This window comes from Acinetobacter sp. ME22, assembly GCF_022012315.1.
Lineage (GTDB): Bacteria > Pseudomonadota > Gammaproteobacteria > Pseudomonadales > Moraxellaceae > Acinetobacter > Acinetobacter brisouii_A.
Genome location: NZ_JAKLTL010000021.1, coordinates 1 through 21,604, shown reverse-complemented (window position 1 = coordinate 21,604; position 21,604 = coordinate 1). Strand labels below are relative to the sequence as shown.

23 protein-coding genes are annotated in these 21,604 nt (G+C 40.4%); 3 read left to right on the top strand and 20 right to left on the bottom strand.

Features of this window, described 5'->3' with window-relative positions:
* Nucleotides 1-9: 9 nt before the first annotated feature.
* The 15 genes from LVY74_RS16585 to LVY74_RS16515 form a co-directional block, all read right to left on the bottom strand.
* The gene (locus LVY74_RS16585; RefSeq protein WP_151710375.1) at nucleotides 10-609 is read right to left on the bottom strand and encodes a 6-pyruvoyl trahydropterin synthase family protein; all 600 of its coding nucleotides are present in this window, start codon (nucleotides 607-609) and stop codon (nucleotides 10-12) included.
* A 104-nt stretch (nucleotides 610-713) separates the two neighbouring features.
* A complete protein-coding gene (locus tag LVY74_RS16580; protein WP_171492617.1) occupies nucleotides 714-1,322 on the bottom strand; it encodes a TetR/AcrR family transcriptional regulator in 609 nt (202 codons plus the stop codon).
* A gap of 24 nt (nucleotides 1,323-1,346) precedes the next feature.
* The gene (locus LVY74_RS16575; protein WP_151777345.1) at nucleotides 1,347-2,123 is read right to left on the bottom strand and encodes a TatD family hydrolase; all 777 of its coding nucleotides are present in this window, start codon (nucleotides 2,121-2,123) and stop codon (nucleotides 1,347-1,349) included.
* Nucleotides 2,124-2,134: 11 nt separating this feature from the next.
* The gene (locus tag LVY74_RS16570) at nucleotides 2,135-2,479 is read right to left on the bottom strand and encodes a PilZ domain-containing protein (RefSeq protein ID WP_151710378.1); all 345 of its coding nucleotides are present in this window, start codon (nucleotides 2,477-2,479) and stop codon (nucleotides 2,135-2,137) included.
* Between the two features lie 12 nt (nucleotides 2,480-2,491).
* A complete protein-coding gene (locus tag LVY74_RS16565) occupies nucleotides 2,492-3,502 on the bottom strand; it encodes a DNA polymerase III subunit delta' (RefSeq protein ID WP_442862811.1) in 1,011 nt (336 codons plus the stop codon).
* Nucleotides 3,502-4,263: a 3-deoxy-manno-octulosonate cytidylyltransferase gene (gene kdsB / locus LVY74_RS16560; protein WP_237815981.1), complete on the bottom strand. Its 762-nt coding sequence runs from the start codon at nucleotides 4,261-4,263 to the stop codon at nucleotides 3,502-3,504. The genes LVY74_RS16565 and kdsB overlap by 1 nt, the downstream gene beginning before the upstream one ends.
* 2 nt (nucleotides 4,264-4,265) lie before the next feature.
* The gene (gene lpxK / locus LVY74_RS16555) at nucleotides 4,266-5,285 is read right to left on the bottom strand and encodes a tetraacyldisaccharide 4'-kinase (RefSeq protein ID WP_237815980.1); all 1,020 of its coding nucleotides are present in this window, start codon (nucleotides 5,283-5,285) and stop codon (nucleotides 4,266-4,268) included.
* 3 nt (nucleotides 5,286-5,288) lie between these two features.
* Nucleotides 5,289-7,013: a lipid A export permease/ATP-binding protein MsbA gene (msbA, locus tag LVY74_RS16550; protein ID WP_237815979.1), complete on the bottom strand. Its 1,725-nt coding sequence runs from the start codon at nucleotides 7,011-7,013 to the stop codon at nucleotides 5,289-5,291.
* On the bottom strand, nucleotides 7,010-7,438 hold the full coding sequence (locus LVY74_RS16545) for an ExbD/TolR family protein (RefSeq protein WP_237815978.1): 429 nt from the start codon (nucleotides 7,436-7,438) through the stop codon (nucleotides 7,010-7,012). The genes msbA and LVY74_RS16545 overlap by 4 nt, the downstream gene beginning before the upstream one ends.
* The gene (locus LVY74_RS16540) at nucleotides 7,435-8,076 is read right to left on the bottom strand and encodes a MotA/TolQ/ExbB proton channel family protein (protein ID WP_237815977.1); all 642 of its coding nucleotides are present in this window, start codon (nucleotides 8,074-8,076) and stop codon (nucleotides 7,435-7,437) included. Before LVY74_RS16540 ends, LVY74_RS16545 begins: the two co-directional genes overlap by 4 nt.
* Nucleotides 8,077-8,093: 17 nt before the next feature.
* Entirely contained in the window at nucleotides 8,094-8,987 is an 894-nt protein-coding gene (locus LVY74_RS16535) for a ParB/RepB/Spo0J family partition protein (protein ID WP_237815976.1), read from the bottom strand.
* Entirely contained in the window at nucleotides 8,984-9,766 is a 783-nt protein-coding gene (locus LVY74_RS16530) for a ParA family protein (RefSeq protein WP_237815975.1), read from the bottom strand. Before LVY74_RS16530 ends, LVY74_RS16535 begins: the two co-directional genes overlap by 4 nt.
* An 18-nt stretch (nucleotides 9,767-9,784) precedes the next feature.
* Entirely contained in the window at nucleotides 9,785-10,417 is a 633-nt protein-coding gene (gene rsmG / locus LVY74_RS16525) for a 16S rRNA (guanine(527)-N(7))-methyltransferase RsmG (RefSeq protein ID WP_151710387.1), read from the bottom strand.
* Nucleotides 10,418-10,500: 83 nt separating this feature from the next.
* On the bottom strand, nucleotides 10,501-11,190 hold the full coding sequence (gene murU / locus LVY74_RS16520) for an N-acetylmuramate alpha-1-phosphate uridylyltransferase MurU (protein ID WP_237815974.1): 690 nt from the start codon (nucleotides 11,188-11,190) through the stop codon (nucleotides 10,501-10,503).
* Nucleotides 11,187-12,203: an aminoglycoside phosphotransferase family protein gene (locus tag LVY74_RS16515; protein WP_237815973.1), complete on the bottom strand. Its 1,017-nt coding sequence runs from the start codon at nucleotides 12,201-12,203 to the stop codon at nucleotides 11,187-11,189. The genes murU and LVY74_RS16515 overlap by 4 nt, the downstream gene beginning before the upstream one ends.
* Nucleotides 12,204-12,323: 120 nt before the next feature.
* Between LVY74_RS16515 and lptD the strand changes: the two genes are divergently transcribed.
* Nucleotides 12,324-14,759 (top strand): LPS-assembly protein LptD, encoded by a 2,436-nt coding sequence (gene lptD, locus LVY74_RS16510; protein WP_237815972.1) that lies wholly within the window; start codon nucleotides 12,324-12,326, stop codon nucleotides 14,757-14,759.
* The gene (locus tag LVY74_RS16505; RefSeq protein ID WP_237815971.1) at nucleotides 14,756-16,081 is read left to right on the top strand and encodes a peptidylprolyl isomerase; all 1,326 of its coding nucleotides are present in this window, start codon (nucleotides 14,756-14,758) and stop codon (nucleotides 16,079-16,081) included. Before lptD ends, LVY74_RS16505 begins: the two co-directional genes overlap by 4 nt.
* Nucleotides 16,082-16,169: 88 nt before the next feature.
* Here the strand turns inward: LVY74_RS16505 and hfq are convergent, their stop codons facing one another.
* The 4 genes from hfq to tsaE form a co-directional block, all read right to left on the bottom strand.
* Nucleotides 16,170-16,688, bottom strand: coding sequence for an RNA chaperone Hfq (gene hfq, locus LVY74_RS16500; RefSeq protein WP_237815970.1), 519 nt, complete (start codon nucleotides 16,686-16,688; stop codon nucleotides 16,170-16,172).
* Between the two features lie 91 nt (nucleotides 16,689-16,779).
* Nucleotides 16,780-17,724, bottom strand: coding sequence for a tRNA (adenosine(37)-N6)-dimethylallyltransferase MiaA (gene miaA / locus LVY74_RS16495; RefSeq protein ID WP_237815969.1), 945 nt, complete (start codon nucleotides 17,722-17,724; stop codon nucleotides 16,780-16,782).
* Between the two features lie 6 nt (nucleotides 17,725-17,730).
* Nucleotides 17,731-19,662, bottom strand: a complete 1,932-nt coding sequence (gene mutL, locus LVY74_RS16490; RefSeq protein WP_237815968.1) for a DNA mismatch repair endonuclease MutL — start codon at nucleotides 19,660-19,662, stop codon at nucleotides 17,731-17,733.
* On the bottom strand, nucleotides 19,652-20,131 hold the full coding sequence (gene tsaE / locus LVY74_RS16485) for a tRNA (adenosine(37)-N6)-threonylcarbamoyltransferase complex ATPase subunit type 1 TsaE (protein ID WP_237815967.1): 480 nt from the start codon (nucleotides 20,129-20,131) through the stop codon (nucleotides 19,652-19,654). The genes mutL and tsaE overlap by 11 nt, the downstream gene beginning before the upstream one ends.
* Before the next feature lie 336 nt (nucleotides 20,132-20,467).
* Here tsaE and LVY74_RS16480 point away from each other — a divergent pair, with 336 nt between their 5' ends.
* Nucleotides 20,468-20,983, top strand: coding sequence for a hypothetical protein (locus LVY74_RS16480; RefSeq protein ID WP_237815966.1), 516 nt, complete (start codon nucleotides 20,468-20,470; stop codon nucleotides 20,981-20,983).
* A 215-nt stretch (nucleotides 20,984-21,198) separates the two neighbouring features.
* Here LVY74_RS16480 and LVY74_RS16475 read toward each other — a convergent pair.
* A partial coding sequence (locus LVY74_RS16475; RefSeq protein ID WP_237815965.1) for a lysozyme occupies nucleotides 21,199-21,604 on the bottom strand: 406 nt, incomplete at its 5' end.

Here is a 21,604-nt window from a genome sequence, read left to right as displayed (position 1 = left end):
AATTCAGACTTAAGAAATTTTTACTTGTAATTCAACGGCTGGATTTAAAAATTTTAACCCTTGCTTTAAGTTTTCATACATTTTCGGATCTGACCATTCAGCCTGAACTTGCTCTGAAAACTCAATCTGCTCTAATGCCAAAATGCCCATTTGCGTATTTTCGATATCATCTAAAAAGCTCTGTGCATAACCTGTATCGGTTTCATGTACAATCACTGAATAAACCTCGACATCACCCTCACCATTTTGGGTCTGGGTTGATTTTAGGACTTCTTGAGCTAAATAAAAGAAAATTCGGGAAAATTGCTCTGCCGATGGTGATACAGGCAAGCTAATCCAACGCGCACTGAAGGTTTTACATGCCTGAATGTATTCAGCGCTATCTTGATTCCAAAAACAAATAGCATGATCAAAACTATCAAATAATTCTTTAATCACACCTTTGAGCAAGCCAAAATCATAGACCATTTGTCCATGATCTAGCTTCGAGGCTTTAAGCAATAACTCAACTTTGTAACTATGACCATGAATGGAGCGTTTGCAACGATCCGAGGTACAATTTCTTACAATATGAGCATTCTCAAACTTAAATAACTTACGAATTATCATGGGAGTTATAAATAACAATGAATCTTGACTAGGACAGTCGATTATAGAACAAAAGTTAAATACTGCGGAATAATTTTCATCTCAAGTTGCATTTTACCCACAGATCAGCTTTGTGTATGAGGGTGCTGCAAAGGCAATGCCAAAGCTTGCTCAATATATGCGACTTTTAAACTATCGCGTGATCCCAAATAACGTTGGTAGAAGCTTGAATTGAGTAATACTGCTGCACCATAGGTCAGCGCCCAAATGCCTGCCAAATAATCACGCACTGTCATTTTGCTTTGGATAGATGTCAAATAATCTTCAGTCATTTGAATAATAATACGTAAACGCTGACGACGGATTTGATACAACTGGCTAAATAAAGCATGTACACCCGTACCAGTCATCGAAAGTTTTTCTTCAATGCTATGAAATAGCACTGTCCGTTCAGCATGATGTAAATGATGTAACATAAAAAATGCGACAAGCTCTGCAAAATTTTTACTTGCGTCTTGCAACATGACCAATAACATCTGTTCATTACGCATCAATAACAGCATGTAAAGCTCATCTTTACTTTGAAAATGCTTATATAGTGTCCCTTTGGCAAGATCTAATTCAGATGCTAATGCATCTAGAGTCATACCCGCCTCACCATTTTCTAATAATAATTGTTCAGCAACTTGAAATACCAATTCTTCTCGTGCACGAAACTGTGCTTGTCGATCCATCTTCATTGTCTTGTTTTATTCCACTTAATATCTGATATTGAGAAGATTTTCAAAATTATGACTTGTAATAAATCCAATTTCTTCCGCAGTTAAACCATAAATATCTGCCAACGCACGTGCAACAAAGGGGACGTATTTAGGTTCATTGGTTTTACCTCGATACGGCACAGGTGCAAGATAAGGACTATCTGTTTCAATCAATAAGCGGTCTAATGGTACATAACGGGCAACATCCCGCAGATCTTGGGCATTTTTAAATGAAACAATCCCAGAAAATGAAATGTAATAACCACAATCAAGCACCGCTTTTGCTGTTGCAAGGTCTTCAGTAAAACAATGCAAAATTCCATGTCTTGATTGCTCAGCTCGAATGATATCAATCGTATCTTGCTTCGCCGAACGAGTATGCACAACAACAGGTTTACCCGCGATTTTAGATGCTTCAATATGTCTTGCAAAACATGCTTTTTGATCTGGAATATAGTCCACGCTGTGATAATAATCCAAGCCTGTTTCACCAAAAGCCCAAACTTTACTATCTTGAGCCAGTTCAACAAGATGCTCAACCGTCGCTTGTTGCATAATTTCCCTGTCTTCACAAGGATGTACGCCCACAGTATATCCAACATCGGCATGTCGATGAGCAATTTCTGCTAAAGCCACATGATCATCAAGTGTCACCGATATTCCCATAAATTTGGTGACCCCTGCATCACGTGCTTCTTGTAATGCTTGATCCAAATCACCTGCATATGGTGCTAAATTCAACATGGTCAGGTGGCAGTGCGTATCGGTAAACACATGAACTCCTATTAAATGGTATAACTTGGATGATTGAGCGACAAACTACCCGCCAGTAACTTTTCAGCCTCAGACTTATAATAAGCGCCTTTTTCACCTGTGAGCTGAATGGCAAAACCTTGTGGTTTGGCTGTAGATTGTTTGTAATTCACCCAGATCACTTTACCTGTCAAAGGAATCTTTTGACTCTGCTCAGGTAAGGTTGCCAAGACAAAGACTTCTTGCCCTAATCTAACGGCTTGTTGTGATGGGATAAATAAGCCGCCACCACTTACAAAAGGCATATAACTCGCCTGTAACATATTGCGATCAGTAATATTGGCTTGGATAATCCCGCCCATACGAGGTTGTAACATTATTCTTCCCCTTTATTGAGTGTGACCGACATTCATTAATAGAACAAACATTTGATCAACCAGCAAATTGGTTTGTACATTCTGTTCTATCTTTATTTTACTCTGTTGTAGTACTGCATAAATATCAAAGAGTGTTTCTAGATCATAAAAATCACTGAATACAGTGAAATCTAAATCTATATTTTTTACAGGTTGTTTCAGTTTGACACAAATTAGATCTGACAACAAATATTCAAACAATTGCTGTAAATCAACAAAATTAAGCTCTTTTGCCCATTTTGTTGCATAGCGGATGGGTGAATTTTTATGCTGTACTAAACTCAACCAGTCATTTAAAAACTCTTGACGCCGCTGAATCCATGCTTGCTCAAGCAATGCCTGTGCTTGCAACGGCATACCATTGGCTAAATTTAAATATAATTGAATTTGAGTTGGATTCAAATCAGCTACATGCTGCTGAAGATATTGAGCCGCCTGATCAAATTCAATTCGGTCTAAAGCATAACGCTGTAAACGGCTACGAATAGTGGCAGGTAATTTAAGAAAATGCTCCGCAACCAAAATGATCATCACTCGTTCACCGGGTTCTTCAAGTGTTTTAAGCAGAGCATTTGCTGAAGCTGTATTCAATGCTTCAGCAGGTTGAATGACGACAACACGCCAACCATCTACGGTTTGCTGTACAAATGGCAATAGCTCACGAATTTTTTCAATCTTGATCTGTGCATTGGCTTTTTTATTGTCCTCATCCGTACTAATCAACACATAATTGGGATGAGTATCTGACTTCAACCACTGACAACTCCCACACTGCCCACAAGCACCTTGTGACTGTTTGTTCAGACACAATAACCATGCCACGAAATGCTCAACAAAAGCATGCTTACCACAACCTTGCTTACCATAAAACAATAATCCATGACCTAAATCAGGGAAACGCTGTGTAAGCATGCTCCAAATTGGCTGCTGCCATGGATAAACTGTACTGTTGGCAAGCTCAGGTTGTGAATAAGTATCTGACATCATTGAAATACTGAAACATCCAATGCATTTAAACGATCTAAATCTTCTTGAGTATCGACACCAGGAGGAAGATTAGCCTCAGCAACTGCAATCGCAATACGGCGACCATTTTCCAAAACGCGAAGTTGCTCCAAGCTTTCTAAACGCTCAAGTTGCCCCATATCCCATGTAACATACTCTTGTAGTAACGCAACTCGGTAGGCGTACAAACCCAAATGACGATATGCACTATCATGTAAATGCTCAGATTTATGTTTAGCCGCATCACGATCATACGGAATTGTTGCTCGGCTAAAATACAACGCTTCGTTGTATTTAGACATGACAACCTTGACAATACTGTCACGGCGAAACTCTTCTAGTGCATGAATCGGTTCGCACAAAGTTGACATCGAACACTGTGGCTGATCTTCTAAAAGTTGAGCAACCTGCTGCACCAGCTGTGCTGGTAATAGTGGCTCATCCCCTTGTACATTAACAATAATATCTTGAGCATCCCAGCCTTTGATTTTTGCAACTTCACTCAAACGATCTGTTCCTGATGGATGATCAGGTGAAGTAATCACAACATCAATGCCTTCTGCACGACAAATTTCAGCAATGCGCTGATCATCTGTTGCCACACATAAATCGTCAAAACCATGTACTTTTTTTGCCTGATCAACCACGCGTAAAATCATGGCACGACCATGAATTTCCAAAAGAGGCTTACCAGGTAAACGTGAACTTGCATAACGTGCAGGAATAACAATATGCTTCATAATCAGACCTTTGTAATATTGATGTTCAATTGTCGTAATTGATCTTCTAATAAACTGTAACATGCAGCGGATAAAACTGCTTCTACAGGCAACACCCAAATATCACGATCAATGGTGATGGTTTGTTGTTGCAGTAGCATTTTGATTTTAACTGCATCCTTTTCTGTGGTAATCATCGGTGCAGTATCATCAAACTGTAAATCTGACCACTCATAGGCATAATGATCAGCAAATTCATGCTTCTTAAAATGATCTAATCCAATACTCTTTAGGCTGTCATAAAAACGCTGAGGATAACCAATCCCAACAACAGCATGATAATGCAGCGTTGAATCAAAAGGCTTGGTCTGTTCAGTCGCCTGATTGAGTAAATAAGGCTGCCCCACCTGCAAATGCATATGTGTTTTCGCTGTTGGTTTTGCAGAGTGTTCTATCACCGTTGCTCCCTGTAAACGACTAACAGGTTCACGCAAATAACCTTCTGGCAGAAGTTTCTGATTGCCTAAACCACGATTATTGTCGAGTACAATCCACTCCAGTTGCCGTGCCAATGCCCAGTGCTGTAAACCATCATCACTAATAATCAGATCTAGAGCCTGATGTTGAAGCAGCAATTCAATCGCCTGTTGACGATCTGGTCCTACAGCCATAGGTACATGTGTATTTTGTACAATCAGACAAGGTTCATCGCCCACACAATCGGCCGAAGAATCAGGCAAAACCAGTGCAGGGAAAGGACCTGTTCCCCCATAACCACGACTAATAACACCTACACGAATGTTATGTTGCTGTAAAAATTTGACCAACTGAATGAGTAAAGGCGTTTTTCCACTACCGCCGACTGTAATATTCCCAATCACCATCACAGGAACAGTTGCATGATAGGTTTTCTTGAGACCCGTGCGGTATAGCTGTTTGTTGAGTTGAAATCCACAACGATATAAACAAGACAATGGGCGTAATAGCATCAACCAGCGAGATTGCTTATTCCAAGCCTCTTGGATTTGTTGTGCCACGCCCATTGATCATTCCTCAAAATTACGTTGATGCAACTGGAAATATGCACCTCGTTTTGCCAACAACTCAGTATGCGAGCCTTGTTCTAAAATGCGACCTTTATCCATGACAACAATCATATCTGCATTTTCAATGGTGGATAAACGATGCGCAATCACAATAGTTGTTCGCTGTTGCATGGCTTTTTCAAAGGCTTTTTGAATAAAATGCTCAGATTCGTTATCAAGTGCACTCGTGGCTTCATCTAAAATTAAAATCGGCGCATTTTTCAAAATTGCACGGGCAATTGCGATACGTTGACGTTGACCACCTGACAAAGTTAAACCCTGAGCACCCAATACCGTGTTATAACCCTGTGGCAATTGCATAATAAAGTCATGTGCATATGCAGCTTTTGCTGCCGCAATAACCTGCTCATCTGTGGCATCTTGCAACTGACCATAGGCAATATTGTCACGCACACTTCGATCAAACAATACAACTTGCTGATTCACCATTGAAATCTGACTGCGCAGACAATCCAGTTCGATCTGTTCGATTGGAAGATCATCCAGTAAAATTTTTCCTGACTGGATAGATTGAAAACGCACCAATAGATTCACCAATGAGGTCTTTCCTGCACCAGAACGCCCAACCAATGCGACTGTTTGACCTGATTTCACTTGCAAATTTAAATCATGAATCGCATGTGAACCATCTGGATAAACTAAGTTTGCATGCTCAAAGCAAATGTTGCCTTTCAACTGTGGTTTTTGAGTGCCTGTATTTTCTTCTTCCTGCATATCAAGCAAGTCAAATACCGAATGAGCCGCAGCCAAACCACGCTGCAATTTTTCATTGACTGTAGTGAGATTTTTAATCGGCTTACTGAGCATCCCCGCAGCTGTAATAAATGCAACAAACTGAGCTGAAGATGTATCCCCCAAAATTTCAGGACGTAGCGCAATCCACATGATAATTGCCATCGCAATCGACATGATTAACTGCACGATAGGGGTGTTTAACACATTCACAATATGTAGCTTTAAACCACGTTTTAAGTTATCACTAGAGCGATCATATAAACGTTGCTGCTCTAACTCTTGCGCACAAAAACCTTTTACAACAGCCTGCCCCAAGATTGACTCTTGAACCACATGGTTAACATCACCCATGGTGTCTTGCACTTGCGTTGACAACTTACGCATACGCTTAGCGGCTTTACGCACAACAAAACCAATGATCGGTGCAAATACCAAAATAATAATCGAGAGCTTCCAGTTTTGATAAAACAGATAGCCCAATAGACCAATCACTGTCAGCCCTTCTTTCAACAAAATCTGTACAGATTCAGAAGAAGCAGCAGTCACTTGTTCAATGTTATATAAAATTTTAGATGTAATATGACCACTTGAATTTTTCAGATAGTAATTTGAGGGTAAGCGCAATAACTTTGCAAATACCTGCTGCCGCATCCGAAAAACCAAATGGCGTGAAATCACAGCCGAATAGTAATCACCAAGAAAAGACCCGACGCCACGAACAAAAATCAATAAAACAACCAAAAATGGAAATAGTGCTGTTTGCTGGGTATTTTGAGTTTGGATTGCATTAATCACAAACTCAAGAAGCTTAGCAATCGAAACTTCTGTACTGGCACTTAATGCAAAACCAATCAAGACCAGTAATGCATATCCCCCATAGGGTTTTAAATAAGTCAGTAGACGAAGATAAACTTTCAGGTCTTGGTTCACTCATAACCTCGAGTTGGTGCTTTGGTACTAATATTAATGTTGACAAAACCAAGTTGTCCTGCAACATCCATCACACGTACAACATCTTGATGGGTTGCTTTGGCATCCGCAGCAATCACAAACATCAAATCACGTCGTCCATCGGCAGCCTGTTTTACTGCCATTGATAAGTCAGCAGTATCTTGACTGGCAAGCGCCTGCCCATTCACAGAATAATGGCCGCTTGAGTCTACCATGACTTCAATTTTATGATCGTACTGTTTTGGTGGAACGCCCTGTGCGTCGGGTAAAGTCAGATTAATACGGCTTTGCTGATAAAACGTCGTTGACAACAGTAAAAACACCAAAATGAATAACAAACAGTCAATCATTGGGGTTAAATTGATGTGAATTTCCTCAACGCGCGAAGCTCTTCTGAATTTCATGCGACATCCTTGGCTCGGTCATAATCATGCTTTTTTTGACGTTGATAAAAAAGCTTGGCATGAAAAAGCGTTGCCTGCTGTTCCAACTCAGCCACATATTCTTGAACCACACGCTGAAAATAGCGATAGGCAATTAAAGCAGGAATTGCAACCACCATCCCCATTGCTGTGGTAATTAAGGCTTTTGAGATTCCCGGAATCATCAGGGTTGGGCTTACATTTGAACCAACATCGATCACTAGAAATGATTCGATAATCCCAATCACTGTACCAAGTAAGCCAAGTAATGGAGAAATCGCACTAATTGTTCCAAGAAAATTAATATTTTTTTCTAAATAATGAATTTCTTGTGATGCTGCTGCTTCCATTTGTGCGCGAGCAAACTGGTCATTTTCTTGCTTAACACTTAAGCCTGCAAATAAGACCTGACCCAAAGCAGACTGGGTCATTTTTGAATCTTGCTGCAAGAGTTGAGCAATCTGTTGTACTTCAGTTTGTGCAGTTACTGTCAAATCTTTTGGCAGAACTGATGCACGGCGCAAGCGAACAAAACGCTCAATACTAATGGCAACGGTAAATACCGAACACAACACAAGTGGCAGCATAAGCCAACCACCTGCTTTAAAGAGTTCCCACATTATTCTAACCCCAAATATTATTCATTATTTGCCAAACAAATATTTAAAATGCCATCTAGTTCATCAAGTGAATGATAATGAATGACCAACTTACCTTTACCCTGCTGGTTATGATCAATGTGTACATTGGCATTGAAACGCTCAGAAAGTCTTTGCGTTAATTGCTCTAAATCGGGAGATGGCTCAGCTTTGGATTTTTCGGTTTTTGGTGCATTAAAATCACGAACCAGCTGTTCAGTTTGTCGAACTGACAAGCTCTTCTCAATCACAACATCAGCGATACGTTCTTGATCTTTTGCTTTTAATGTCAAAATTGCACGGGCATGCCCCATGTCTAAAATGCCATTTTGCATTAATTCTTTGACAGGCTCAGCCAGCGTCAATAAACGCAACAAGTTACTAATCGTTGTGCGTGCTTTACCAACTGTATCGGCAATTTCCTGATGACTTAGACCAAACTCATCATGGAAACGTTGCAATGCCATTGCTTGATCAATCGGATTTAAATCTTGGCGCTGAATATTTTCAATCAATGCCAAAGCAATCGCAACCTGATCATTCAGGTCACGTACAATTGCAGGAATTTCGGTCAATCCTGCAAGTTGTGCTGCACGCCAACGACGTTCACCTGCAATAATTTCATACGGATAGCGTTCATCATCGACAGGACGAATCACAATTGGCTGCATGACACCATGTTTTTCAATTGAAGCGGCTAACTCTTGTAGTGCTTCTTCATTCATAAAACGGCGAGGCTGATATTCCCCACGTTTTAATAGATTGACATCAATATTTTTAAATTGACCATGATCATGAGATTGCTGTTCGATTTTGAGTTTTTCTTTTTGAATCGAACCAAGCAAAGCGTCTAAACCGCGCCCTTTTGCTAAACCGCGTTTTCTTACGCTCATGCTGACTGTCCTTTTTTGACTTTGGTCTTTTTCATTAATTCAGTTGCCATTTTCAAGTAAGCAACTGCACCTTTAGAATTCTTTTCAAAGAAAATCACAGGTAATCCGTGTGCTGGCGCTTCAGCTAAACGGATATTACGAGGAATCACAGTTTCATAGAGTTTTGAACCAAAATACTGCTCAAGCTCTGAAGAAACATCACGAGTTAATGCGTTGCGGGCATCGTACATGGTACGCAACACGCCAATGATTTGTAATTGCGGATTAAGCGCCTGCTGAATACGATCAATCGTTTGAGTCAAATCAGCCAAACCTTCCAGTGCATAATATTCGCATTGCATTGGAATAATCACACCTTGTACCGCTGCCAAAGCATTGACTGTAATTAAGCTCAGACTTGGCGCACAATCCACAATAATAAAGTCAAAAGAAGCTTCAATACTTTGCAAAGCATCACGTAAAATAAATTCACGCTGCTTCTGTTCTGCAATCGCCAGCTCAACCCCTGACAAATCTCGGTTTGCCCCTAACAGTTTATAACCGACTTCTGTTTTACTGATCGCCGTTTCAATTGGAACTTCGCCAAGCAATACATCAGTGATTGAGTAAAGCAAGTCATTTTTTTGTACCCCAGACCCCATGGTGGCATTGCCCTGAGGATCCATATCCACCAGCAAGACGCGCTTTTTCAGGACTGCCAAAGATGCTGCCAAATTGACTGCGGTTGTTGTTTTACCGACCCCACCTTTCTGGTTTGCAATCGCAATAATCTGAGCCATGTTAAAACCCCAATCCTATTAATTTTTCTGCAAAATAATCAAATGACGTTGTTCGTCTAAACGCGGCACTTTTAGCTCAATAATTTGTGTTTTAAATTCTTTTGAATATTCAGTAACTTCTTCATTTGGAATTAAGCCTTTCATGGCACAAATATAACTACCTGTATGCATATATGGTTTTGATGCTTCAATAAAGTCAGTCAATGAGGCAAATGCGCGACTGGTAATCACATCAAATGTTCCAAGTTCACGAATGCTGTCTTCATTTTCCACACGCGTTTGCACAGCAGTGACATTTGGCAGTTTTAAATCAGCAATAAATTGCTTCAAGAAACGAATTTTTTTGCCATTTGAATCGAGTAATACACACTCACGCTCAGGTTGACATAACGCAATGATCATGCCCGGCATGCCACCACCTGTGCCAATATCCAATAACCGACCTTCTGGCAAAGAAGTTAAAATACTTAAACTATCAAGCAGATGCTTCACTAGCATCTCTTTGGGATCACGAATTGCAGTCAGGTTGTAGGCTTTATTCCACAACACCAGTGCATCTTGATATTTCAACAATAGATTCAAGGCATTTTCATTCAGGTCAAGCCCTAATGCCTTACTGCCTTGTTTTAATTCCTGAAAAAAAAGATGCATGTCAAAACTCGTCCGTTAAAATTAGGTGAAGTATACTGATTTATCTGCCAAAGCATAGGGTAAAATGCTTAGTGAATACTCATTTAAGCATATTGTCCCTGACGAATTTGTCGATCAAGATCGGCTAAACGTTCAGGTGTTCCGACATCAACCCACGCAGCAGATAATTTTCCAGCTGCAACACGCCCTTGTAACATCGCATCCTTCAATAAAGGCGCTAAAGGACGTTTGCCATCAGGTAAATTTTGGAACATTTCAGGCGAAATCACTGCAATACCACTATAAGTTAAGGCTTCACCCTGCTGATTTTGCTCAAAAGTATACGCCTTTTGCGCATATAGAACAAAATCTCCCTGAGGATGCTGAATTGGATTATCGACCAACATTAAATATGCAAGATTTTGTCCTAGCTCAATATTGAGTAGCGGTGCAAAATCATAATTCGTCCACACATCACCATTCACTAAAATAAATGGTTTGTCACCCAAGAAAGGCAAAGCGCGAATAATGCCACCCGCTGTCTCCAAGCCCTCACCTTCATTTGACCAGTGAATCGTGACCCCAAACTGTTCGCCTGTGCCTAACGCAGCAATCAGCTTCTCTGCCAACCATGCGGTATTGATGACAATTTCAGTCACACCAATTTTTTGCAATTTTTCAATGTGCCACACGATTAAAGGTTTGTCGGCGACTTCAAGCAATGGCTTCGGTGTATGCAAGGTTAAGGGACGCATCCGATTCCCTAAACCTGCTGCTAAAATCATGGCTTTCATGCAGAGACTTCCTGATACTGACCATATTTCTCAGTAAAACTTGGCATTACACGTTGTTGCATAAATGCAATGAACTCAGCCAATTCTGGATAGGCTTGGCTTTCAGTGAGTACATACCACATCACACGTGGCAAATCTTTCAAATAACCCGACTTACCATCACGCTCAAACAAACGCACAAAGATGCCTAAAATTTTAATGTGACGTTGTAATGCCATAAAATCAGCATCGCGTTTGAACTGTTCAAAGCTACGATTTTGTTTAGCGACTTCAGGAAGTAAATTATAGAATTGTTCAAACCACTGATAAACATGCTCAGGTGACCACTGCACATAAGCATCACGGGTGATTGAGATCAGATCGTAAGTATCCGCACCAATCACGGCATCCTGAAAATCAATCACACCAAGATCGGTTTCATTGTCTAATTGCATCAAGTTACGGCTATGAAAATCACGATGCACAATCACTTGCGGTTGGTTTAATGCGGCTTTTGCCAACGCATCGAATGTCTGTTCAACCAATGTCTGTTCAGCTTCAGATAACTGAATATTGAGCGCTGGAAACATCCAGTCAGTCAATAAGCGCATTTCCGTCATTAGCTTATCATAAGAATATGCAGGCAATTGCTGCGTACCATCTATCGCTTGTAGTTGAATCAACTGTTTAAAGCTTTGTAAATAATAATGATCGACTGTATCTGCATTTAATAAAGTGGATAACAGCACATCACCAAAGTCTTCAAGCAACAAAAAGCCTGTGTCTAAATCTTTTGCAACGATATGTGGAACACGTACCTGATGCTGATCTAAAAACTCATCAATACGGACAAATGGAGCACAATCTTCTTTTTCAGGTGGTGCATCCATGAGCATAAATGATTTATGATCTAAGGTAACGCGTGCATAACGACGGAAACTTGCATCGCCTGCTAAATAGCTGATTTCAAATCGATCCGAACGAAGGACAGTCGTTAACCATGTTTCTATCAATTGTTCACGTTGTGTATTCATTTGCAAAATAATCTAATACAGGCTGAATTTTTGAAGTCCTAAGTGTAGCCACTTATAGACTTTTTCTCTATGATGCGACAATAATTAATTGCAAAAAAGCATACTTGGTTAAAGAGACACATGAAGCAACAGTTTAGATTTAATCCCTTAGCAACTGCAATTTTGACACTCTTGTGTGGCAGTTCGATACAATCAAGCTATGCTGCATCTTCGGATGCCGTATCTTCTGTGGACAATCAACAGCTCAAGCAGCAGCTCAATGAAAGCTATCCTGGGCAGAATTTTTTCCAACAATACTATGTCAGCAAGGATAGCCCTGAAGCAAAAGAGCACGCACCAAACGCTCAATTTTCACCTTATTGCCAAGGGGTTTGGGTCACACCAATTCAACCAAACACCAAAGCACCCGATCCCAATAACACAACAACAAACATCACGGCTGACTATGGACTTTATGATCCAAATGGTGAATCTGAACTAAAAGGCAATGTGATCATTGATCAAGAAGGTCGCCAAGTTCGTGCAGAAAATGTCACGATTGATAAAACTCAAACCATCGCACATGCTCAAGGTAATGTGCAACTCGCTCAAAATGGCTTGGTCTCTCAAAGCCAAAAAGTAGATTATAACCTTAAAGAACAAACAGGTAATTTAAGTGATAGTTTCTTTATTGCTGAACAAACTCATGCACATGGTCATGCCCAAAACATTCAACGAGCATCCAGTTCTAAAACCATTTTAGAAAATGCCAGCTATACAGCCTGCGCTCCAGGTAAAACACCTGACTGGCATATTCAAGCCAAAAAAATCGAACTGGATCAAGAGTCAGGTCGTGGAACAACACGTGATGCAACACTATATGTTAAAAATGTTCCCGTTGCTTATCTACCCTACTATAACTTCCCAATTGATGACCGTCGCACCACAGGCTTATTAACACCAACCTTTGGTTGGTCAAGTAGTGAAGGCTTCCAGATTTCATTGCCTGTCTATCTCAATCTTGCGCCAAACTATGATATGACCCTAACGCCTCGTTACTTAGGTACGCATGGTGCAATGCTTGAGGGTGAGTTTAATTACAAAACTGCAAATTTTGGTGAAGGAACAATTTCTGGTGGCTATTTACCCAATGATCCAGACTATGACGATCAAGACCGTAAAGCCCTACGAATTACCCATGATTGGACAATTAATCCTTATCTAACTGCAAATTTTGAATATAACTATTTATCTGATATTGACTATATTGATGACATTAAAAACGATCCCAATATTTCGACAGATTTGAACCAAAAACGTCTCGCCCAAATCACGTTTGCAAATAAAATCCCGGGACTAGATGCAAGCTTAAAGGTTGAAACTTATCAAACTTTAGATAAAACCATTTCAGACTCAGATAAGCCTTATTCACGTTTACCACAATTCTTACTAAACTATACCACTCAGAATCCTCAAGGCTGGCAATTTGAGTATCATAATGATAGTGCTTATTTCCAAAAAGACATTAATGATGGTAGTGCTTTAGCAGAAAGTGGAACACGTCTATATAACTCAGCTGCTGTCCGCTATAACTATCGTACACCTTGGGCATTTGTGATTCCGGAAGCTTCTGTACGCAGCCTAAATTATTTTTATGATCAAAACTCTCAAGCACAAAATCCAGGTGGCTCTGAAAATAAAACCGTTGTCGTACCACAATTTACATTGGATACAGGCTTAAATTTTGAAAAAGAAGGTAAATATCTACAAACCTTAACACCTCGTTTATTCTATGCTTACGCGCCTTATAAAAATCAGACAGGTTATCCAAACTTTGATACGACTACAGCTTCAGTCAGTTATGATCAATTGTTTAGCCCATATCGTTTTTATGGACATGACCGCCTAGATGACAATAATTTTATGTCACTTGGAGTAAGCTATAGTTTATTTGACCAAGAAGGTTTAGAGCGCTTAAAAGCTGCAGTCGGGAAAAGTTTTTATTTCTCTGATCGAAAAGTCACTTTGGATGATGATGACACAATTCAAACGAATAAACAGTCAGATCCTGTCTTGTCATTATCAAGCCAAATTACCAACAACTTTACCATTGCCTCAAATGTGGCATGGGATGATAGCTCGATCTCACAAGCCAATTTCCAGACTTACTACACATCCAAACAAGGTACGATTTATAACTTAGGCTATTACAAACGCAAAGAAGTCAATAACACCCAGCTCACTTATGATCAAGTTGTTGCATCTTTGATACAACCTGTAAAAGACAACTGGCGTATTATAGGTCACGTTCAGTATGACCTTGATCACAGCTTAGCTCGTGAAATTCTCCTTGGGGTCAATTATGAATCATGCTGTTGGGCTGTTTCTGTGTATGGTCGTTCTTACTACAACGATCTTGATGACGTGACCCAACCTGATGTAAAACGTAAAAATGCGATTATGGCAGAATTTACATTAAAAGGACTTGGAGCCTTCAACAACAGACTGGCTTCCTTACTTGAACAGCGTATTGTCGGCTTTAACAAATCTAACCAATCTTGGACACAATCTGAATGAAGAACCAACAACTGACCCGTTTCTTTAAAGCAACAGCGCTTGCACTTCTGATTTCTAGCTCAGTTCCAGCGTTTGCCTCAACAAGCGATGAAGTTGTAGCTGTTGTTGATAATAGCGCGATTTTACGTAGTGACTTAGACCAGATGACAAGTGAACTTGCTCGTCAATTACAGGCACAAAAACAAGCTCTTCCACCACAAAAAATTTTACAGCAACAGGCTTTAGAACAAATCATCTTACGTCAAGCACAGCTTGAATTGGTAAAACGTTATGGCGTAAAACCAAGTGATGCAGCCCTGAACGATGCTGTTTTAAAATATGCACAACAAAATGGTGTGAATAATCTTGCTGACTTTCAAAAGCGCCTAGATGCCCAAGCACCTGGCACTTACGAGATGGTTCGTAGCCGTATTGGTCAAGAGCTTGCTATCAATCAGCTTCGCCAACAACAAGTCATGTCACGTATTAAAATCAGTGATCAAGATGTTGAAAACTTCTTAAAAACACCTCAAGGACAAGCTGCTATTGGTAGTCAAGCACATATCTTGCATCTTCGTGTGTCAGCGACCAATAATCAAAATGACATGCTAAGCTTACGCGCAGCGGCAGATCAAGTAAAACAAGATCTTTCTCAAAGCAATGATATCAAAGCAATTAGTCAAAAAGATTCTACAGCCGAAATTAAAGTGGTTGGTGCAGATATGGGCTATCGCAATCTGTCTGATATTCCTGCAGAGCTTGCTGCACGTGTAACAAGTCTTGACATTGGTCAGACAAGTGAACTTATTCCTGCTCAAGATGGTGTTCATATTCTTAAACTTCTTGATCGTAAAGCGGGTGATCAAAAAGCGATTGTGACGCAGTACCACGTGCGCCACATTCTGATTCAACCATCTGAAGTGTTAAGTCAAGAACAAGCCAAACAAAAAATTGACAGTATTTATACTCGTTTAAAAGCAGGTCAAGACTTTAAAACGCTTGCATCAGTTTACTCAAATGATCCTGGATCAGCAGCGAATGGCGGTGATTTGGGTTGGGTCAACCTTGGAATGATGGTTCCCGAATTTGAAGAAAAAATGAAGGCAACGCCAGTAGGACAACTCAGCGAACCCTTTAAAACACAATATGGCTGGCATATCCTACAAGTCCTTGATACTCGTCAACAAGATATGACAAAAGAATATCAGGAACGTCTGGCTCGCCAATATTTAGGCGAGCAACAATTTAATACCGAACTTGATGGCTGGTTACGTGAAACACGTGCCAATGCTTATGTCGATATTAAAGACCCAAGCCTAGATAAGAAGAAAAATAGTCAATAAGTAAAAAATAACCCGAATAATTTCGGGTTATTTTTATCTGAAAATAAAAAAACCCAGCGATAATTGCTGGGTTTTTTTAAATCAAAAATTAACGATTGTTTTCATCATCTTGTGAATCGTCAAATTTTGCATCATTCTCAAAACCTGATGCTTGACCACCGCCAAAGCCACCTTGGTTACCACCGAAGCCACCTTGACCACCGAAGCCACCTTGACCACCGAAGCCGCCTTGACCACCAAAGCCGCCTTGACCACCAAAGCCACCTTGACCACCAAAGCCACCTTGACCACCGAAGCCACCTTGTTGACCGCCGAAGCCGCCTTGTTGACCACCACCAAAGCCACCTTGAGCACCACCGCCAAAGCCACCTTGAGCACCGCTCACAGGTGCGCCTGCTGGACGAGGGTTACGTGCTGGAACAACTGTTGAAATTGCATGTTTGTAAACCATTTGGCTTACTGTATTTTTTAATAAAACCACATATTGGTCAAAAGATTCGATATGACCTTGCAATTTAATACCGTTTACTAAAAAGATAGAAACAGGAATACGCTCTTTACGAAGCGAATTCAAAAAAGGATCTTGTAAAGTTTGACCTTTAGACATGTCGTTACTCCAAAAAAATAAAAATGTAATCAGCGCAAAAACTATCTTTAATTTTTTAAATTTATAAAAAAGATAGTTTGCAAATTTTGCTTTATCTGTAACAGATACGCAAGTCTTCTTGGGCCTGCTTTAACGTCAAAAAAGTGGTGAATTTGTGATTTTCTCTTAATGAACGTAACCAAGTATATTGACGCTTAGCCAATTGTCTTGTAGCAAATAGAGCTTGCTCGCGCATTATACGCTGATTATCGTGATTTTTGTCACTATTTAATAAAAAATTGAGCGCCTGTCTGTATCCAACACAACGCATTGAGGGAATATTTTCGGTCAAATCGTATTTATCAATTAATGATTCGACCTCATTTAAAAATCCAATTTCCCACATTTGATTGAGTCTTTGCTCAATTCTTTGGTGTAATTCTAACCGATCTGGGAATAAAGCGTAATTATGAAATGTGTAACGGTATGCTACATTCTTGGGCTGCTGTGCTTGGAGTTGTGTAATCGCTGTTCCAGTTAGACGAAAAACCTCTAAAGCACGAATAATCCGCTGTTTATCGCTGACTTTGAACTTAGCACTTGCTTCAGGGTCAACACGGCACAATTCTTGATAGACATTTTCCCAGCCTAAAGCTTCAGCTTGCGCAACAATTTGGTCACGTACTTGCTGATCTGCACTTGGAAGCTGATCAGATAATCCTTCAAGTAATGCTTTGAAGTATAGCATCGTACCACCAACCAAAATGGGAATCTTGCCTTTGGCATGAATTTCATCAATCAAGCATGTTGCATCTTCAACAAATTCAGCAGCCGAATACACCTGTAAAGGCGTAATAATATCAATGAGATGATGTGGGTATTTCACCTGTTCTTCCTTGTTTGGCTTGGCTGTACCAATGTCCATATCTTGAAAGACCAAAGCAGAATCGACAGAAATGAGCTCAAAATTCCCTTGCTCATACAGCTCACATGCCAAAGCAGTTTTCCCACTCGCAGTTGGGCCCATTAAATTGATGACGGGCAATGTATTTGGCATGTAACGCTACTCTCCTCGAGCAAATAATTTATCTAGTTGAGCCAATGGAAATGCACGCCATGTTGGACGTCCATGATTACATTGGCTGGCAAATTCGGTTTGTTCCATCTGACGCAATAATGCATTCATCTCAGACAGACTGAGTTGGCGATGTGCACGTACCGCACCGTGACATGCCATACCTGCAAGCAGTTGATCACGTTTTTGCAGTAGCCCCTGCACTTCGTCATTTGGATCTAAATCATTGAGTAATTCAGGAATCAATTGGGTGAAATCAGCTTTCTGTAAAATCGCAGGGACACCACGTACAATCGTTTGCTCATCGCCATACTGATCCAGTTCTAATCCCAAACGCTGTAATTGCGGTTTAAGCTCATCAATCCGCATGGCTTGCATGCGACTAATCGAAATCACTTTAGGAATCAAAAGCTGCTGCGATGTCCAAAATTCTGGCTTATCCCAAGCTTGCTTCATTTGCTGCAACAAAATCCGTTCATGGGCTGCGTGCATATCCACAATAATCAGACCTTGAGTATTTTGCGCCAAGATATAAATCCCATGTAGCTGTGCAATCGCAATTCCCAAAGGATATTCATCTTGAAGATTGGATGAAGCACGTACATTTTGTTCAGACTCTTCTTGGCGTAACGGCGTTAAATACGTTTTTAATGCATTATTGACTTGCGGAGTTGCCTGATAACTCGCTGTCGTTGCACGCTGATATTGCACAGGTTCAACTTTAGCCTGATGAAACTCAGTCATTAGCTCAGTAGTAGAGGACTGCGTTGGTTCTGCTGCTTGTGGTTGATTCGCTGCATATTCAGCATATTGATGCAGGACAAACTGTTCCTGAACTTTCGGCTGCGCCAACGCCACAGACGGACTCATGGCTTGTGCTAAATCAGCACTGGCGGTTTGGAACTGAGCTAAGGTGTCTTTGGCATAATGACGTACAAATTCATGTACTTCACGCTGATTTAAAAAACGAATCTCATGCTTGGTCGGATGCACATTCACATCAACATTTTCAGGCTCAACTTCTAAAAATAGTAAATAGCCCGCATGTTGATGACCATGCAAAATCCCATCGTATGCCATACGTAGTGCATGCGAAATGGTTTTATCCTTCACAATACGCCCATTCACATAAACGTATTGCAAATCTGCTTGAGCACGCGCATCTGACGGATGCCCCAACCAGCCACTTAAACGCATGGAAATACTTTCAGCATCAATCCAGTAGGCATTTTCGGTAAATGAACGACCTAAAAGCTGCTGAACACGCTGAAAACGAAGTTCTCCACTATCGGCAACAGGTAAATTGAGACGAATCTGATCATTATGTTCAAGCACAAAACGAATATCAAAATGTGTCAACGCCAAACGGCGCACGACTTCTTCGATATGACCAAATTCGGTGCTTGGTTTTTTTAAGAATTTACGGCGAGCAGGCACATTAAAAAATAAATCCTGCACTCGGATCTGTGTGCCTTGATTGCTGGCAACAGGTTTGATCTCCTGAGAATCAAATGCCGTACCATTCACTTCAACTTGATACCCAATCCCTGACTGATCTTGGCTACTCGTCAGGCTTAAACGCGATACCGCAGCAATAGAGGCGAGTGCTTCACCACGAAAGCCTAAACTGACAATCGCCTGCAAATCTTCAGAAGTCTGAATTTTACTGGTGGCATGGCGCATCACCGCCAATGGTAAATCTTCAGGATGAATCCCTGAACCATTATCAATGATTTCAATCAGGGTACTTCCGCCCTGTGCAACACGAATAATCAGTTCAGTGGCTTGGGCATCAATCGCATTCTCAAGCAGCTCTTTCACCACAGATGCAGGACGTTCAATGACCTCACCCGCAGCAATTTGGTTGGCAAGTGCAGGATTAAGCGTATGAATACGCCGAATTGCAGCATCAACCGACATTAAATGTACCCTGAATTTGATTTAGCGTTTGCTGATCAGACATGGTCAACACAACCGTACGTTCAGCTTCATCATCTTCGCTTTTTAGAATTTCAATGGTTAAATCCGCATCTGGAATTTCATTTCCACCTTTGCTCGGCCATTCAAAAATAAACAGCGCATTGGGTGTTTCCAGATAATCTCGGATGCCCATAAGTTCCAATTCATATGGGTCATTTAAGCGATATAAATCAAAATGGAAAACTGCACGCTCACCAATTTGATAAGGTTCAACCAAGGTATACGTTGGGCTTTTTACTGCCCCTTGATGTCCAATTTTTTGTAATACGTAACGCGTCAGTGTGGTCTTTCCTGCACCCAAATCACCAATTAAATAGATGATGCCTTGTGAAAAATGGGCAGCCAAGGCATGTGCAAAGCGCTGCGTATCTTGTTCAGAGGCTAAAGAAAGTTGCAAGGTATGATTCATAACACTGAAAATAGTCAAAAATGCTGGGCTTATGATAGCATTGCACCCCATGAAAACCTACCACCTGTTGCGTTCGTTGCGTTATGAATAAACCTGATTTCACTCCACCGATGCTTCATGGCACGTTCTTATTAAAATAGATAATATTTATTATGTAGATAAATAGATGTAGCTAAATCAGAGTTGCAATCAGGTTGCAATCGGGATAGCTTGTCATTAAAAATGATTGCTTTGAAGCTAGTGCTAATCAAGATTGTAAGCTTTCTCCATCAAACTCACTAGGTTAAAGCTCTACATCAATACTCAAAATGCCATAAAAATATGTGAAAATAAATTATGAAAGCAGATATCAAAGAACTTCTTGAAGAGATTTTCCCACCTTTCCCATTAGGAGATAACCACTCTCTATTTGAATGTGATTTTTTGGATTCGGAGCGTAGATATTTTGAAGATGTTGATGATGATTACTTATCTCGACGCGGATTATCAGAAGAAACCTTAATTCTTAAATACCGCCCCCCTTATTGGCCTGAATTTTATTGTAAAGTTGGCTTAGAAGCAATTCGTTCACGTAGTAGAGCGCAAGAGGGGATCAAAACATGGAAAGATGTAGGTTATGAATATTTATACTACTTTGGAATAAACTGTTGGCTTTTAAGCTCCGAGGGCTTTAAGTTTTTTCTACCTGCTGCATTCTACTATTTTCTATCAGCGGGTGAAGATAAACCTTATTATATGGATTTTTTTATTTTTAGATTTGACTCTTCTCAATGGGAAGAAGATTGCGATGTTTTTAATGATGATCAAAAGAACTTTATTCGTGAATTTATAGAAAAGCATTACCCTGATTGAGCACACATCTAAGAATTAGTATTGAATAAGCCTTTCAAGATAGATTTGTGCAGCATACACGTTAAAAACAAATAAAAAACCGCATATAATATTTCTATTATATGCGGTAGTAGACTCAAATGAGTCTCAAGCAGTTAAATTTTTCTACAACGTCTCATTTTGAAGTCAATGATTAATCTATGATATTCCCTAAACAGTAAAAATTTAAAAATCTCTTACTGCTCCATAAACAAAGCTTTTTCAGCCACCCGACGATTCACCAATCCCTGAATTCGCTTACCATTGTCAAATACCCAACGGTCAAACTGGTTCGCAGCAGCAGTAAAGTTGGACTGATTCAGCAGTGTCAGTAAGGTGCTTTTGACAAATGCTGTTTCACCGACGTTGTACACAAAGCTGGCCAAGGCATCAAACTGGTTTTGAGTCACATGGATCTTGATGTATTTATCCAGGCATTGATCCACCCATTCACAATCATTCTGTAACCACAGTTCAGCCTGACCTTGTGTACAGCTATCCCCTTTCTTGACTGCCTGGCCATTTGGGTACTTGATCGTGCCATAGCCAATCGTCCAGACTCCACCCGTATCCAGATATGCCGTGGTACACAAGCCTTCTGAT

Bases quoted from the DNA above. Each gene is read 5' to 3' on its own strand.
- LVY74_RS16585 (WP_151710375.1), bottom strand. From the start codon at position 609: ATGATAATTCGTAAGTTATTTAAGTTTGAGAATGCTCATATTGTAAGA.
- LVY74_RS16580 (WP_171492617.1), bottom strand. From the start codon at position 1,322: ATGGATCGACAAGCACAGTTTCGTGCACGAGAAGAATTGGTATTTCAA.
- LVY74_RS16570 (WP_151710378.1), bottom strand. From the start codon at position 2,479: ATGTTACAACCTCGTATGGGCGGGATTATCCAAGCCAATATTACTGAT.
- LVY74_RS16565 (WP_442862811.1), bottom strand. From the start codon at position 3,502: ATGTCAGATACTTATTCACAACCTGAGCTTGCCAACAGTACAGTTTAT.
- kdsB (WP_237815981.1), bottom strand. From the start codon at position 4,263: ATGAAGCATATTGTTATTCCTGCACGTTATGCAAGTTCACGTTTACCT.
- lpxK (WP_237815980.1), bottom strand. From the start codon at position 5,285: ATGGGCGTGGCACAACAAATCCAAGAGGCTTGGAATAAGCAATCTCGC.
- LVY74_RS16545 (WP_237815978.1), bottom strand. From the start codon at position 7,438: ATGAAATTCAGAAGAGCTTCGCGCGTTGAGGAAATTCACATCAATTTA.
- LVY74_RS16540 (WP_237815977.1), bottom strand. From the start codon at position 8,076: ATGTGGGAACTCTTTAAAGCAGGTGGTTGGCTTATGCTGCCACTTGTG.
- LVY74_RS16535 (WP_237815976.1), bottom strand. From the start codon at position 8,987: ATGAGCGTAAGAAAACGCGGTTTAGCAAAAGGGCGCGGTTTAGACGCT.
- LVY74_RS16530 (WP_237815975.1), bottom strand. From the start codon at position 9,766: ATGGCTCAGATTATTGCGATTGCAAACCAGAAAGGTGGGGTCGGTAAA.
- rsmG (WP_151710387.1), bottom strand. From the start codon at position 10,417: ATGCATCTTTTTTTTCAGGAATTAAAACAAGGCAGTAAGGCATTAGGG.
- murU (WP_237815974.1), bottom strand. From the start codon at position 11,190: ATGAAAGCCATGATTTTAGCAGCAGGTTTAGGGAATCGGATGCGTCCC.
- LVY74_RS16515 (WP_237815973.1), bottom strand. From the start codon at position 12,203: ATGAATACACAACGTGAACAATTGATAGAAACATGGTTAACGACTGTC.
- lptD (WP_237815972.1), top strand. From the start codon at position 12,324: ATGAAGCAACAGTTTAGATTTAATCCCTTAGCAACTGCAATTTTGACA.
- LVY74_RS16505 (WP_237815971.1), top strand. From the start codon at position 14,756: ATGAAGAACCAACAACTGACCCGTTTCTTTAAAGCAACAGCGCTTGCA.
- hfq (WP_237815970.1), bottom strand. From the start codon at position 16,688: ATGTCTAAAGGTCAAACTTTACAAGATCCTTTTTTGAATTCGCTTCGT.
- miaA (WP_237815969.1), bottom strand. From the start codon at position 17,724: ATGCCAAATACATTGCCCGTCATCAATTTAATGGGCCCAACTGCGAGT.
- mutL (WP_237815968.1), bottom strand. From the start codon at position 19,662: ATGTCGGTTGATGCTGCAATTCGGCGTATTCATACGCTTAATCCTGCA.
- tsaE (WP_237815967.1), bottom strand. From the start codon at position 20,131: ATGAATCATACCTTGCAACTTTCTTTAGCCTCTGAACAAGATACGCAG.
- LVY74_RS16480 (WP_237815966.1), top strand. From the start codon at position 20,468: ATGAAAGCAGATATCAAAGAACTTCTTGAAGAGATTTTCCCACCTTTC.